Source organism: Curtobacterium sp. MCLR17_039 (genome assembly GCF_003234745.1).
Classification (GTDB): Bacteria; Actinomycetota; Actinomycetes; order Actinomycetales; family Microbacteriaceae; genus Curtobacterium; species Curtobacterium flaccumfaciens.
On the sequence record NZ_QKTF01000002.1, the window covers coordinates 217822 to 232956 of the forward strand.

Sequence of the window (15135 nt, forward strand, 5' to 3'; positions counted from 1 at the left end):
CGCGTCGAGCTGTGGGGGATCGGCGTGCGGAATGTCCGTCACCCACGCTTCGTACAATGACATGGCCACGTCGAGAGAGCTGGCCGCTCGGCCGGGGGAGGAGAGGACCATGGCGAGACGCCTGCCGTCCAACCCGCCCGTGATCGGCGGTTTCAGTCCCGTCCACGTCCTCGGGTCCGGTGGCTTCGCCGACGTCTTCCTCTACGAGCAGGACATGCCCCGACGACAGGTCGCGGTGAAGGTGCTGCTGGACGAGGTCGTCGACGACCGCGTCCGGCAGATGTTCCAGGCCGAGGCCAACCTGATGGCCCGGCTCAGCACGCACCCGTCGATCCTCACCGTCTTCCAGGCCAGCGTCGCCGCTGACGGCCGTCCCTACCTGGTCATGGAGCTCTGCTCGTCGTCCCTCAGCGAGCGCTACCGTCGCGAACCGATCCCGGTGTCCGAGGTGCTGTCGATCGGCATCCGCATCGGTTCGGCGCTCGAGACCGCACACCGTGAGGGCGTGCTGCACCGCGACATCAAGCCCTCGAACATCCTGCTGACGGCCTACGGCAACCCCGTGCTATCCGACTTCGGCATCGCCGCGACGATCGGGGGCACCGACCCCGACGAGCCGATCGGCATGTCGATCCCGTGGTCCGCGCCCGAGGTCCTGATCGACGAGTCGCGCGGCACGATCCAGTCCGAGGTGTACTCACTCGCGGCGACGGCGTACTCGCTCCTCGCCGGGCGCAGCCCGTTCGAGGTCCGCGGTGGCAAGAACGGTGCGAACGACCTGATGCACCGGATCGACAAGGGCGGCGTGAAGCCGACCGGTCGCACCGACGTGCCGCCCTCGCTGGAGCGTCTGCTCGCCTCGGCGCTGTCCCGCAAGCCGCAGGGACGCCCGGCAACGGTGATGGAACTCGTGCGCGGGTTCCAGCAGGTCGAGGCCGAGCTCGGTATCCCGCAGACCTCCGCGGACGTCGCGGTCGAGGCCTGGGCTATCTCGACGCCCACCCCGCACGGCGACCGCACCGTGATCCGTGAGCTGCAGCCACCCACCCGGGTCGGTGCGCGTCGTCGGACCCGCCGCGCGGTGCAGGGCGGAGTCGTGGCAGGCGGATCGCACAGCGTCGGCACCGTGCACCGCACCGGGTCCGTGACCCGTGCCCGTCGCCGGACCCGTTCGACCCTGGTCTGGGCGACGTCACTCGCCGTCGTCGTGGTCGCGGCCCTCGCGATCGCCACGGTCGTCGTCGTCGGTCGGCTCGGCGCCGGGGCGATCCCGGTCGTGGCCGAGGTCCGAGCCGAGCCGTCGCCGCAGTCCGTGTCCTTCAGCTGGACCGACCCGGGGCTGCGCAGCGGCGACACGTACGTCATCTCGTCCAACGGGTCCTCGAGCCAGCAGACCGGCACGACGTTCGTCGTCTCCGGTGAACGCGGCGACGAGGAGTGCATCGCCGTCGCGGTGAACCGCGACGGCAAGACGGGTGCTGCGAGCGCGCAGAAGTGCGCGACGATCGGGAGCGCCGGGTGATCCGCGCCCTCCTCGCGAAGCACCGCTCCGCAGCCGTGACCACCGGTGCCTCGGTGCTCGTCGCCGCCGTCGTCGCGACCACGGCCATCGTCTCCACCGGGTACCACACGCAACGCGTCGACCTCGGTGACGGCACCGTCTGGGTGCCCTCGGCCGAGTACGGCGCGGTCGGCCGGGCGAACACCGGCATCCTGCAGCTCAACACCGCGGTCGAGACGGCCAGCGACGACCTGTCCGTGCTGCAGCGCGGCTCCACCGTCTACAGCGTCGACGAGACCAAGGGCACGGTCGCCCGGGTCGACGTCGCCGACGCCACCGTGGGTGATGCGATCACGCTGCCTGCCGGGACGCCACAGGTCTTCTTCGCGGGCGACACCGCGGTCATCGGCAACGCGGACACGGGTGAGCTCTGGTCGACCCCCGCGAGCGACCTCGCCGAGTTCGACGCGTCGGCCAAGGCCGACCTGACCCTGGGCGCCGACACCGTCTTCGACGCCTCCGACGGCCACGTCGCGGTCTACTCCGCGAAGACCGGGACGGCGTCGCTGGTCGACGTCGGCACGACACTCACCGTCGCCGAACGGTGGAAGGTCGACATGGACCGGGGCGACGACTTCCAGGTCGCCACGTTCGACGGGCACCTCGCCGTGCTCGACCGCACGAGCGGTGCCCTGTCGGTCGACGGGCGCACCGTCGAGCTCGGCGACCGGGTGGGGTCGTCGCCGGCCCTCCAGCGGTCGTCGGACACCACGGCCCAGGTCACGGTCGCGGGCACGGCGGGGCTGGTCCGCGTCAGTGCCTCCGGCACCGTGGACGCCACCGCGCTCGAGGTGTCCGGTCGAGCCGCGCGGCCCTACGTCGACGGCTCCTGCACGTACGCCGCGTGGGCGGGCGGACAGGCGATCGACACGTGCGACGGCAGCGCGTTGCAGCGGCTGGCGAGCACCGGCGGTACGAGCGAACTGCAGATCCTGCACAACGGCGACACCGTCGTCGCCAACGACCCGACGAGCGGCCGATCCTGGGCGATCGACCGGAGTGGTCAGCTCATCGACAACTGGGCCGACCTGATCAAGCAGGACGACGAGCAGCAGCAGGAGCAGGTCTCCGACGACGACCCCGAGGTCGACAAGGACCAGAAGCCGCCGGTGGCGGTGGACGACGAACTTGGCGCTCGTCCGGGACGCACCACGAGCCTCCCGGTCCTGCTGAACGACTACGACCCGAACGGTGACCCGATCATCGTGAGCGAGGTCGGCACCATCTCGAAGTCCGTCGGCCGCGTCGCGATCGTCGGCGACGGACAACGTCTGCAGGTCACGCTGTCGCCGCGCGCCACCGGGACCGTGACGTTCCCGTACACGATCACCGACGGCAACGGCGGTTCGGACACCGCGACGGTCCGGATCCGCGTGCGCCCCGACAGCGAGAACGAGGCGCCGCGGCAGGTCCGTGACACCTCGGCCGACGTCGTCCAGAACGGGCACGTGGTCTCGAACGTGCTCGGTGACTGGATCGACCCGGACGGCGACCCGGTGTACCTGGAGTCGGCCACCGCGTCGAACGGCGACCGGGTGTCCACCACGCCGGACGGCCTGCTCGACTTCCGGAACGACAGCGGCCGCACCGGTGAGCGGTCGGTGCAGCTGGTCGTGAGCGACGGACGCGCTGACGGCCGGGGCGCCGTGACGGTGCGGGTGGCCAAGCAGGGCACCGTCCCGTTGCGCGCCGACCCGTTCCCCGTGTCCGGGTACGCCGGCAAGGCCTTCACGGTCGAGCCACTCGACCACGTGCGTGGTGGCAACGGCACCGTGACACTGACCAGCGTGTCGTCGGCATCCGGGCTCACCGTCACCCCGAGCTACGACGCCGGGACCTTCCGGGTGCAAGGGGAGCGGGCGGGCGACCACCAGCTCGAGTACACGGTGACCGACGGCGTGAAGACGTCGAGCGGCATCGTCCGGGTGACCGTCCTCGCGCCACCGGACGCCTCGACGGCGCCGATCACCACGCCGAAGACGGTGTTCGTCAACACCCTGTCCACCAAGGACACGGACGTCACCGCGACCGACATCGACCCGGCGGGCGGGGTGCTGCTCGTGACGGCGCTCGACGGACCCGGACGGGGCAGCGGGGTGCAGGCGAGCATCCTCGACCAGCACAAGGTCCGCGTCACGCTCACGGCGCCGCTCGACGGTCCGGTGTCGTTCGGGTACACGGAGACGAACGGGCTGGCGTCGTCCCCCGGCACGATCACCGTCGTCGAGATCCCGAAGCCCGACCGCATCCAGCCTCCGGTCGCGCAGCCCGACACCGCCACCGTGCGCGTCGGAGACGTCGCGAACATCGACGTGCTCGGCAACGACACCCAGCCCGAGGGCGAACCGTTGACGCTCCAGCCCGAACTGGTGCAGAACGTGCCGGGCAACGGCGGCCTGCTGTTCGTCTCCGGTGACCACCTGCGCTACCTCGCCCCGAAGACGCCGGGCAACTACACCGCCGTCTACCGGGTGGCCGGCCCCGACGGCCAGTACGCCGATGCCGCCGTGTCGATCTCGGTGCGCGAGCGTGACGCCGCGACCAACAACCCGCCGGTCCCGCAGACCGTCACCGCGCGCGTGGTCGCCGGGTCGTCGGTGCGGATCAGCGTGCCGTTGAACGGGATCGACCCGGACGGCGACTCCGTCCAGCTCGTCGGAGTGGGCTCCAACCCCGACAAGGGATCGGTCGCCGACGTCGCCTCGGACGCCCTGACCTACGAGGCCGGAGACTACTCGGCAGGTACCGACGAGTTCACCTACACGGTAGTGGACGCTCTCGGGGCCCGCGCGTCCGGCACCGTGCGCGTGGGTATCGCACCCCGCGCCGAGCAGGCCTCGAACCCCGTGGCCGAGGCCGACCACGTCACGATCCGTCCCGGTGGGTCGGTGACGGTTCGTGTCCTGCAGAACGACTCCGACCCCGAGGGCGGGCAGCTCACCGTCGCGCAGGCCGAGCCGACGGCCGAGGACGTCACCGCGAAGATCCTCCGGAAGCAGCAGATCCGCGTCACGCCCCCGAAGTCGGCGAAGCGCGGTGACTACGCCGTGCTCTACACCGTCGCGAACAGCAGCGGGGGATCGAGCACGACCTTCCTCACGGTGACCGTCGACCCGGACGCCCAGCCGCTCCGGCCCGAGGTCGACGACACGACCCTCGACCTGCAGGACATCCTCCGCCGGAAGAGCGTGACCGTCGACGTGCTCGACAACGTCTTCTTCGCCGAGGGCACCGCGGCCGACCTCCGGGTCGGGGTCGTCCCCGGCTACGGCGACACGGCGACGCCCACCGGCGACGGCCGCATCACGGTCCGGTTGACCGACGATTCGCAGGTGATCCCGTTCTCGGTCGCCCGGCTCGACCACCCGGACATCGTCTCCTACGGCTTCATCAACGTGCCGGGCTTCGACGACGCCCTGCCCCAGATCAACCGCAGCGCCGGCGCGGTCACGGTGAAGAGCGAGGCCACGGTCCGCATCCCGCTGCAGGACTTCGTCGTGACAGCGAACGGTCAGACCGCGAAGATCACCGACCGCGGCACGGTCAAGGCCACCCACGCGAACGGGCAGAGCCTGGTGGTGGACTCGTCGACGCTGCAGTTCACGTCGTCGAAGCTCTACTACGGCAAGGCGTCGATCTCGTTCGAGGTCACCGACGGCTCGTCGGCGAACGGCGGCAAAGGCCGCGTCGCCACCCTCGTGCTCCCGATCACGGTCACGCCCCGGTCGAACCAGCCGCCGGCGTTCGCGGGCTCCTCGATCGAGATGCAGCCGGGCGAGACGCGGAAGATCGACCTGACGAAGCTCACCGACTACCCGTACCCGAAGGACCTGCCGGAGCTCCGGTACTCGATCGTCGGCCGGCCCGCCGCTGGGACGACCGCGTCGATCGCGAAGCAGCAGCTCACCATCGCAGTCGCCGACACCGCGAAGAAGAACACCACCGCGTCGATCGGGATCGGCGTCGCGGACGACGCCAACGCCGGTCGTGCCGGCACGGTCGCCGTGGGCGTCGTCGGCTCCACCCGGCCGGTGGTCCAGCCGGGCGCCGACCGCGCGGTCACGAAGCGCGGGGCGACCACCACCCTCGACGTCCTGACGAACGACCAGCCGACCAACCCGTTCCCCGGCGAGCGGCTGCGCGTCGTGAACATCCGCGGTCTGTCCGGCGGACTCCCGAAGGGTGTCACCGTCACACCGAGCGGTGATCGCTCGCGTCTGCTGGTCGCGGTCGCCGGAACCGCGAAGCCCGGCGACGCGCACCTGCAGTACCAGGTGGCGGACGCCACGAACGACCCCGACCGGTACGTCTGGGGCGACGTCACGATCTCGGTGCAGGACGTCCCGGACGCGCCGGGGGCGCCCACCCGCACCGGCTCCTACGACGGTGGTCAGGCCACGCTGACCTGGGCGACCCCGCAGAGCAACAACTCGGCCATCACGGGCTATCGCGTCGTCGGGACCAACGGCGTCTCGAAGAACTGCGGGACCGCGACGGTGTGCACGGTCACCGGCCTCGACCCGAAGGAGTCCTACCGGTTCCAGGTCGTGGCGACCAACGCGATCGGTGACTCGAAGCCGTCGGCCCGCTCGGGTCCGATGAGTGCGGACTTCGTGCCGGCACCGCCGAAGGGCATCACGGTCACGCCCAGCAGGTCGACGCCGAACCAGCTCGACGTCAAGTGGGGCAAGGTGTCCGCGCCGAACAACGGCAGCGCGGTCGACAACTACGTCGTGACGATCGAGGGTCCGGGGTTGTCCGACACCCGCAACACCGGCACCGCCACGAGCACCTCGTTCACCGGTGCCCAGAGTGCCGCCCAGTACACGGTCACCGTGTCGGCCCGGAACGCCGCCGACCGCAACGGCACGGTGGTGCAGTGGAACTCGGCGTCCGCCACCGGGAGCGCAGTCGGTGTACCGACAGCCGTCTCCGTGGGGGATCCGAACGTCGACGCGTCCTCCGGTCGCACGGTCGTCAGCGTCGACTACTCCAAGTCCGACGGTCAAGGTGCGCCGATCCAGTCGTACGCGCTCGTCCGGGTCGGAGGGCAGGTCACCTGCGGCCCGATCGGCGGCGGTCAGCAGGTCGACAGCACGGGCCCCGGAGGCGGGACACTGCGTGACGGCAACGCTGCGGACGGCAGCACGACCAGTTACGTCGTCGTGGCGTCCAACACCTACGGCTTCTGCAGCGTCAGCCGAGCGACGACGTCCGTGACGAGCTACGAGCGTCCTGGCCAGGCCACCACACCCTCGATCCGTGTCGTGAAGACCGACCAGGACAACGGCGTCTACCAGCTGGTCGCAGAGGGGTACGGCGTGAAGTCCGGACGCGCCGATCACTACCGTGTTCGCTACAACGGTGGTGGATGGCAGGACGCACCTTCCGGGCCCACGGCCGCACTGGGCTACGGGACGGCGGTCTCGATCGAGGTGCAGGGCTGCCGCGGACCGAGCAACAACTACGACTACTGCGGTCCCGCGTCTTCGGAATCCAACTCCGCAACCCCGATCATCACCAAGCCGATCGTGCAGCAACCCGTCGAGGGCACGGCCCTCAACGTTCAGGATCCGTCGAACGGTCGCGCCGCCCCCACGTACACCGTGCGCTTCGACGGTCGTGGGAGCGACGATCAGAACGTGGCCTACACGACGAACTCGGTCGTGCCGACATCTGCCCTGTCACCGCTCCGGACCACCACCGTGACCATCGAGGTGCAGATCGCCGGGCAGACGGACACCTGGACGTACGAGTCGGACGCGGCCCCCGCTCCCGAGCAGCCTGCCCCGGAATCAGCCCCCGGCGGCTGACACCCGCCGCCCCGACCCGCCAACGCCGCCCTCCCGCCACGACCGAAGGACCATCCCGCATGAGCATGACCCCGGAGCAGGCCACCTGGTTCGCCGACGTCGCAGGCCGCATCGTGACCAACGTCGAGCAGGTGCTCCTCGGGAAGACGTTCGTGATCCGCCTCGCGGTCACGGCGATGCTCAGCGAGGGGCACCTGCTCCTCGAGGACGTTCCCGGAACGGGCAAGACGAGCCTCGCCCGAGCGATGGCGCAGAGCGTGCAGGGCACCACGAACCGCATCCAGTTCACCCCCGACCTGCTGCCGGGCGACATCACCGGCATCAGCGTCTACGACCAGCGGACGCAGGAGTTCGACTTCCACCGCGGGCCGGTCTTCGCGAACATCGTGCTCGCCGACGAGATCAACCGTGCGAGCCCGAAGACCCAGTCTGCGCTGCTCGAGGCGATGGAGGAGTCCGCGATCACGGTCGACGGCGTCAACCACCGTCTCGCCGCGCCCTTCATGGTCATCGCGACCCAGAACCCGATCGAGCAGGCCGGCACCTACCGCCTGCCCGAGGCGCAGCTCGACCGCTTCCTCATGAAGACGTCCATCGGCTACCCCGACCACGCGGCGACGGTGAAGATCCTCGAGACCTCGTCGGCTCCGTCGGCGTCGGTCCCGCTGGCGAGCGTCGTGCCCGCCGCGACCATCACCGAGATGGCCGCCCTGGCGCGCACCGTGCACGTCGACGCCGTGATCGCCGACTACGTCGCCCGCCTGGTGGACGCGACCCGCTCCGCGAGCGAGGTCCGGCTCGGCGTCAGCGTCCGAGGGGCGATGGGCCTGATCCGTGCTTCCCGTGTCCTCGCGGCGCTGAGCGGTCGCCACTACGTCACACCGGACGACGTGAAGGCGCTGGCCGTCCCGGTCCTCGCGCACCGCCTGGTGCTCGACGCCGAGGCCGAGTTCGACGGCGTCAGCGCACCGAGCGTCATCGCGCAGCTCCTGGTGGAGACCCCGCCGCCCGCCGACCGAGTCACGACGTGACGGACCGCCGGCCCGTCTCCACGCGCTCGCGCCGTCCGTCCTCGACGCGGTCGCGTCGTGGCACGACGGCGTACGAGCGCACGGGGACGGTCACCGGCATGACCAACGTCCGGACGCGGATCGTCGGTGACCGCGAGGGCGTCGCAGCGGATGCGGTCATCGGGATCGTCCGGCTCTGGGCAACGGCCTGGAGGCTCGTCCTGCGTCTCTGGGGCGAGGTCTCGTCCGTCGTCACCGGGCTCGGGTGGACGGTCGCCGCGCTGACGCTCGTCGCGTTCGTGGCCGGCTACCGCTTCGGTCTGCGGGAGATCGTCGTCGTCGGGTTCGCCGGCGCGGTGCTCGCGGTGGTCGCTGCGGTGGCGTTGATCGGCCGGTCACGGCTGGTGATCCGGATGCGGCTCCCGCAGCACCGTGTGGCGGTCGGCGACGACGCCGGTGTGATCATCACGGCCGAGAACCCCACGCGCCTGCCGTCGGTGCCGACCACCGTCGAGGTGCCGGTCGGATCCGGTCTGGTCGACGTCGCCATCCCGGCCATCGGGCCGCACGGCGCCTTCGAGCGGCAGGTCCCCGTCCCGACGCTCCGCCGCGGGGTGCTCGACGTCGGGCCCGTGACGGGGGTCCGCGCAGACCCCGTGGGACTCGTCCGCCGCGAACTCGTCTGGACCGCCCGCGAGCAGGTCATCGTGCACCCGCGCACCATCGCGATCCCGTCGACGAGTACCGGGCTGGTGCGTGACCTCGAGGGGCAGGCGACGACGGACCTGTCGCCCGCGGACATCGCCTTCCACGCCATCCGCGAGTACATGCCCGGCGACGACCCCCGCACCATCCACTGGAAGTCGACCGCGAAGTCCGGCGCGCTCATGGTCCGGCAGTTCGAGGACACCCGTCGCTCGCACCTCGTCGTCGCGCTCGGCATCGCCCGCGGTGAGTTCGCCGACGACGAGGAGTTCGAGCTCGCGGTGAGCGCGGCCGCCTCCCTCGGCGCGCGGGCGATCCGTGACGGCCGTGAGGTCTCGGTCGTGGTGTCCCAGCGCACGCCGGAATTCGCGAAGCGTGCGGTGTACGCCGTCCGGACGCTCCCCACCGTCACGCCGACGCGCCTGCTCGACGACTTCGCCTCGGTCGGCCTGGCCGACGCGTGCCTGCCGATCGCCGAGGTCTCCCGGATCGTGGGCAGCGACACCGACGGCATCTCCGTCGCGTTCCTCGTCGTGGGTTCGACCGTCGGCCTGCCCGCGCTCCGACTCGCCGCCACGCGGTTCCCCGTCGGGGTGGAGGTCGTCGCGGTGATCTGCGAGCCCGAGGCCCAGCCGCGGTTCCTGCGTGTCGCGGGTCTGACGGTGATGACCATCGGCTACCTGGACGACCTCCGGCACGCCCTGCACCGATCGGCGTCGGCAGCATGAGCGCCGCACCCGTGACCACCCCGGCCCCGGCGCCGGACCGGGCGAGACGCTCGACCCGACGGTCCGACCGTCGCGATGCCCGCCGGCTCGTCCCGTTCCGCCTCGCCGGCGGCACGCTCGCGGTCTGGCTGTTGCTGGCCGTCGCGAGCACGTCCTGGTGGCCGGTGTACCGGGACGGCGCGATGATCACCGCCGCGGTCACGGCGATCGTGATCGGGACGGTCGTCGCGCTCCTCGGCACCCTGCTCCGGCTCCCGATGGCCGTCGTGGCGATCGCGACCGTCGCCGCGTTCACGCTGACCGGCGTCCCCGCCGCCGTGCCGAGCCAGGCGAACGGCCTGCTGCCCACCGGACACGGACTCCTCGACCTCTTCGCCGGCGTCGCCCTCGGCTGGAAGCAGCTGGTGACCATCAGCCTTCCGGTGGGCTCCTACGAAGCGCTCCTCGTGCCCTACTTCGTGACGCTGCTCGTGGCGACGGTGACCGCCGTTAGCGTGGCGACCCGCGCCTCCAGGCAGGAACTCGCGAGCATCCCGGCACTGGTGCTCTTCGCGGTGGGCGTGGTCGTCGGGCCGAGCCGGCTCGACACGTCGATCGTGACGGCGGTCGTCCTGGTCGGCCTCGCCCTCGTCTGGGCGCTGACGGTCCGGCACGCGCGTCGCGCGGTCGCCGTGGCGACCACCATCGGTTCCCGCGTGCCGGTCGCACGGTCCATCGTCCGACCCGCGCTCGTGGGCACCGGCACCATCGTGGCCGCGGCGGTCGTCGCGACCGGGCTCGGCCTGGTCGCACCGCCCTCCGGCGACCGCACCGTCGCTCGCACCGACGTCGTGAAGCCGTTCGATCCCCGCGACTACGTCAGTCCGCTCAGCGGGTTCCGCGCCTACGAGGAATCGACCGCCTCGGACGCGACCCAGCTCCGGGTCACCGGCCTGCCCGAGGGCGGGTTCGTCCGCATCGCGACGCTCGACACCTACGACGGCGTGGTCTACCGGGTCGGCGGCGCCGACGGCTCGGCGGGCTCGGGCACCTTCGAACGCGTGCCGACCTCGGTCGACGTCCGTGGCGTCCGGGGCACCACGGTCGACGTCGGTGTGACGGTCGACAGGTACCGCGGTGTGTGGCTGCCGACGGTCGGCGACCTGGAGCGCGTGGAGTTCACCGGGCAGGACGCCGACGACGAGCGCGGCGCGTTCTTCTACAACGGATCGACCGGCACCGGCGCCGTGGTCGGCGGAGTGGGGGACGGCACGTCCTACGACCTGACGGCGGTGCTGCCCGACCAGCCGACGGAACGGCAGCTGGCCGCCGCGCGGCCGGGGAGCGCAGCGGTCCCCACCGCACGGGACGTCCCCGACGCCGTGCGCGACACCGTGGAGTCGACGACGAAGGACGTCTCGGCACCCGGTGCGAAGCTCCTCGCCGCGGTGCAGGCACTGCAGCGGAAGGGGTACGTCAGTCACGGTGTCGGTGACGACCGGATGAGCCGGTCCGGCCACGGCGCCGACCGTGTCCAGGAGCTCCTCACCGCGCCCCTGATGATCGGGGACCAGGAACAGTACGCCGCGGCGGCCGCGCTGATGGCCGACCAGATCGGGTTCCCCGCGCGGGTCGTGATGGGCTTCACGGCCGGGGGCGACTCGGGCAGCGACGGCACCGCAGCGCGTGGCGGGACGACGACCTTCCGCGGGTCCGACGTCACGGCCCGCATCGAGGTGGACACCGCGCAGTGGGGGTGGGTGATGCTCAACCCCAACCCCGAGGTGCGCGAGATCCCGGACGAGCAGCAGCAGACCCCGCAGCCGGTGACCCGTCCGGAGACGGTCGTGCCGCCGCCCCCGGTGGACCAGCAGGACCAGGACCAGCAGACGCCTCCGGAGAGTGACCGGAACACGCCGCCGGTGCAGCCGCTCTGGCTCCGGATCCTGCTCGCGGTGCTGCCCTGGGCCCTCGGGACCCTCGGCGTCGTCGCACTCGTCCTGCTGCCGTTCGCCGTGATCGTGCTGCTGAAGCGACTGCGACGGCGACGACGGCGGAACGCCACCACGCACCGGGGTCGCATCGTCGGCGCCTGGGACGAGTACCGCGACGCGCTGCTCGACCGTGGGCACGACGTACGGCGATCCGCCACCCGGCGTGAAGCCGTCGTCGGTGCACCGGGCGACGGCGGGACCGGACTCGCGGCGCTGGCCGACCGTGCGGTGTTCGGTCCGAGCGACGCCGACCAGTCCACCGCCGATCGCATGTGGGCGGCGACGGACGACGCGATCGGTTCGCTCCGGACCGGGCGGACCCGGCGGGAGCGGTTCCGCACCGCCGTGTCGCTCCGGTCGCTGCGGGGAACCGGGCGTCGTCCGACGGCACGGTCCCGTCGCGGAACCGACGGCCAGGCTGCGTCGGGGCACGACGACTACGATGTCCAGAGGCCGGACGAGCGTCGTGGACGGCCGAGTGAGGACAGAGGCACCACGTGATCAGATGCGAACACTGCGGATCGATGCTCCCGGACGGGGCGATCTTCTGCGGTGAGTGCGGACGCGCGGTCACCGCCGCGGCGAGCCGTCGCCCGGTCGCGCCGACCCCCGTCGAACAGGCACCGCCGCCACCGTTGCAGCAGCCCGACGCCCACGGCCGACGGTCCGACCCGGCCTCCGACGCCTGGTTGCCCGAAGCCACGCTCGATCCCGCCACCCGCGCCTGGCTCACCGGTGCCGACCGCCGTGGAACCGAACCGCCGGCACCCGTGCCGGTGCAGCGTCCCGACGACTTCGCGCCGCGCCAGGCGCCCTCCCACGTGCACGGCGCCGGATCCGGACTCGGGGACTGGTCGGGCGCGCCGGGCCAGTCGGAGCCGGAGCCGGCTCTCGACCCCGACGCCTACCCGTCCGAGCCCCTCGACGCCGACGACCCTGAGCGCACCCGCATCGCCCCGGCTCCGGGTCGCCCGGCGACGCCCGCCGCCCCGGTGCGCGATGCCGCGACGCCGGGTCCCGAGCAGACGGCGCAGCAGCCCGTCGCACCCCCGCACACCGCGGAGCCCGCTCTGCCCGTGTGGGCACCGCCGGCCGCCTCCGCACCCCCAGCGGCACCCGCCGGTCCGTCCTGGTGGGTGGGCCGTGGTACCCCGGCTGCCGAGACGCCGTCCGAGCCGGTCGTTCCCCCGGTGCCAGGAGCACCTGCCGACCCGGCCGCCGAGCAGGGCACCGCGGCTCCTGGGTCGGACCCACAGGACGGACCGGAACCACAGGACGGACCGGACCCACAGGGCGCACAGGATGCCCAGGCCGGCTCCGAGCCGGAGCGCGACGAGGTGATCGTGGCGGCGTCGGAGACGAGTGCCGCCGACGACCAGCCCGCCGTCGTGTCGCCCCCGCAGCCCGGGGACACCGCTGTGGTCGAGCCGCTCATCGACCGACGGCCGCCGCGTCCGGCCCCGCTCGTCACCCCCGGCATGCACGAGACGACCATCTGCCACGTCTGCGGCAACCGGCTCGAGCCCGACGACATCTTCTGCGGCGAGTGCGGAGCCGTCCGCCCGGCGGTCACCGCGGCCTTCACCGGCCCGGTCATGCCCTTGCCGATGACCCGACCCGACTGGGCAGCAGAGGGCTCCGACGAGACCCAGGGATCTGACAGCGCCCAGGGGTCTGACGGCACCCAGGGGCCTGACGGCACCGAGGCGTCCGGAACGGCCGACGATGCGGACGAGCCGGTCGGGGGTTCGTCCGACTCCACGGGCTCGGACGAGTCCGACGAGAACAGCGCCGACGAACTCGCTGCGCACGACGAGCAAGGCGATGAGCCGCACGACGAGGTCCCGGTGGACGATGAGCCGGTCCGCGCCGGGGTCGAGCAGTCCGGTTCGGGCCGTCGCGCCCGGAGGGCGCACGCTGCCCCGGTCAGCGAGCCCGAGGCGTCCGCCGTACCGCGCGTCCCGCTCCCGCCGGTGCCCGGTTCCGCGACCGTCCCGTCCTCCGCGCCGTCCGCCACCGCGCCCGGTGCGCCACTGGCTGCGCCGCTGCCCCCGATCCCGGGAGCGACCGGACCCGCGCTGCCGCTCCCGCCGGCGAGCCCGTCCGAGTCGAACGCCGGAGCCGATGAGTCCGACGACCCCGACGACGACGTCGACGAGACCCGCATCGTCGCGAAGACCCCGACCCGGGCGCCGTTCGTCCTGCACTTCAGCACGGGTGAACGGCTCGGGGTGCACGGCACGGGCCTGCTCGGCCGCCTGCCGCGACCGCAGCCGGGGGAGCGGTACGACGATCTGCTGACCGTGCACGATCCGGGCAAGTCCGTGTCGAAGACCCACCTCGAGCTCGGCCGCGACGGCGACGACCTGTGGGTCTCCGACCGGTTCTCCGGCAACGGCACGGTGGTCCGGCACATCGACGGATCGATCCGCCGCTGCGAGCCCGGTCGGCGGTACCGCGTCGAGCGTGGTGCGCGCGTCGACATCGGTGAGCAGTTCTTCCTCGTGCAGTAGGCGACTTCTCCACAGATCCCGTCGTGGACCAGCGCTGAGCCGTTCGCACCTGGTGCGATGGGGACATGTCCCGCTTCACCGCCCGCTGTGTGATCGTGGGGGCAGCGGTCGCGCTGGTCGTGGCCGGTGTCCTCGCGCCGATCAGTGGTGCCGGGCAGAGCGTCCTGCTCGGCGCGGGAGCGTGCTGCGCCCTGGTCGACGTGGTGCTGCACCGATCGGCGCCGCCGGATCCCGGAACCGGTCCGGCCCAGGTCGTTGCGCCGCGTGCGCCGGACCAGCCCGCCGCGGCCGATCCCCTCGGCTCGCCGGAGCAGCCGACGGGCACGACCTCCGAGGACGGTGACGGCACCCCGGCACTCGTCCTCGGGCACGGGCCGGGCGGCAACCTGCTCCGCGTCGACGCCGGCTCCCACATCGTGGTCGTCGGGGCCGGAGCACTCGCCGTCGCGGTGTTCCGTGGGCTCGCCGAGCAGCTCAGCGCCGCTGCCGTCGACGCCGACGACGATCTGCGGTGGGCCGTCGCGCCAGGACTCCTCGACGCCGCGGGCTCCGGCAGCGACGATCCGGCCCCGACCACCTCGAGCGCGCCGTCAGTGGAGACCCTCCCGTCGGGGACCTCGGTCGCGGTGTGGATGGGCGCCGACGGCCGACCGCTCGGCACGGTGGTGCTCGTCCCCGGACTCGGAGCAGCGCCCCGACACCGGGACGTCACCGTCGAGGTCTCGCGGTACGGCTGCTCCGTCCGTCGACTCGACGGCCACGGGGTCGTCCGCGTGTTCCCGGCACTGCCGGTCCTCGCCCCTGACCCCGTCCGTGCGGACCGATGACCAGC

General features: G+C 72.2%; 7 protein-coding genes. All 7 read left to right on the top strand.

Annotated elements, in window-relative coordinates:
- The first annotated feature begins 109 nt into the window (after positions 1 to 109).
- Positions 110 to 1522 (top strand): serine/threonine-protein kinase, encoded by a 1413-nt coding sequence (locus DEJ00_RS02995; protein ID WP_111056379.1) that lies wholly within the window; start codon positions 110 to 112, stop codon positions 1520 to 1522.
- On the top strand, positions 1519 to 7374 hold the full coding sequence (locus tag DEJ00_RS03000) for an Ig-like domain-containing protein (RefSeq protein ID WP_146247863.1): 5856 nt from the start codon (positions 1519 to 1521) through the stop codon (positions 7372 to 7374). Before DEJ00_RS02995 ends, DEJ00_RS03000 begins: the two co-directional genes overlap by 4 nt.
- A 59-nt stretch (positions 7375 to 7433) precedes the next feature.
- Entirely contained in the window at positions 7434 to 8405 is a 972-nt protein-coding gene (locus tag DEJ00_RS03005; protein ID WP_027465773.1) for a MoxR family ATPase, read from the top strand.
- Positions 8406 to 8503: 98 nt separating this feature from the next.
- Positions 8504 to 9817, top strand: a complete 1314-nt coding sequence (locus DEJ00_RS03010) for a DUF58 domain-containing protein (RefSeq protein ID WP_258373510.1) — start codon at positions 8504 to 8506, stop codon at positions 9815 to 9817.
- Entirely contained in the window at positions 9814 to 12291 is a 2478-nt protein-coding gene (locus DEJ00_RS03015) for a transglutaminaseTgpA domain-containing protein (RefSeq protein WP_111056382.1), read from the top strand. The genes DEJ00_RS03010 and DEJ00_RS03015 overlap by 4 nt, the downstream gene beginning before the upstream one ends.
- Entirely contained in the window at positions 12288 to 14303 is a 2016-nt protein-coding gene (locus DEJ00_RS03020; RefSeq protein ID WP_111056383.1) for a zinc-ribbon domain-containing protein, read from the top strand. The genes DEJ00_RS03015 and DEJ00_RS03020 overlap by 4 nt, the downstream gene beginning before the upstream one ends.
- Positions 14304 to 14368: 65 nt before the next feature.
- The gene (locus DEJ00_RS03025; protein WP_111056384.1) at positions 14369 to 15130 is read left to right on the top strand and encodes a hypothetical protein; all 762 of its coding nucleotides are present in this window, start codon (positions 14369 to 14371) and stop codon (positions 15128 to 15130) included.
- Positions 15131 to 15135 lie beyond the last annotated feature (5 nt).

Bases quoted from the DNA above. Each gene is read 5' to 3' on its own strand.
- DEJ00_RS03010 (WP_258373510.1), top strand. From the start codon at position 8,504: ATGACCAACGTCCGGACGCGGATCGTCGGTGACCGCGAGGGCGTCGCA.
- DEJ00_RS02995 (WP_111056379.1), top strand. From the start codon at position 110: ATGGCGAGACGCCTGCCGTCCAACCCGCCCGTGATCGGCGGTTTCAGT.
- DEJ00_RS03005 (WP_027465773.1), top strand. From the start codon at position 7,434: ATGAGCATGACCCCGGAGCAGGCCACCTGGTTCGCCGACGTCGCAGGC.
- DEJ00_RS03015 (WP_111056382.1), top strand. From the start codon at position 9,814: ATGAGCGCCGCACCCGTGACCACCCCGGCCCCGGCGCCGGACCGGGCG.
- DEJ00_RS03025 (WP_111056384.1), top strand. From the start codon at position 14,369: ATGTCCCGCTTCACCGCCCGCTGTGTGATCGTGGGGGCAGCGGTCGCG.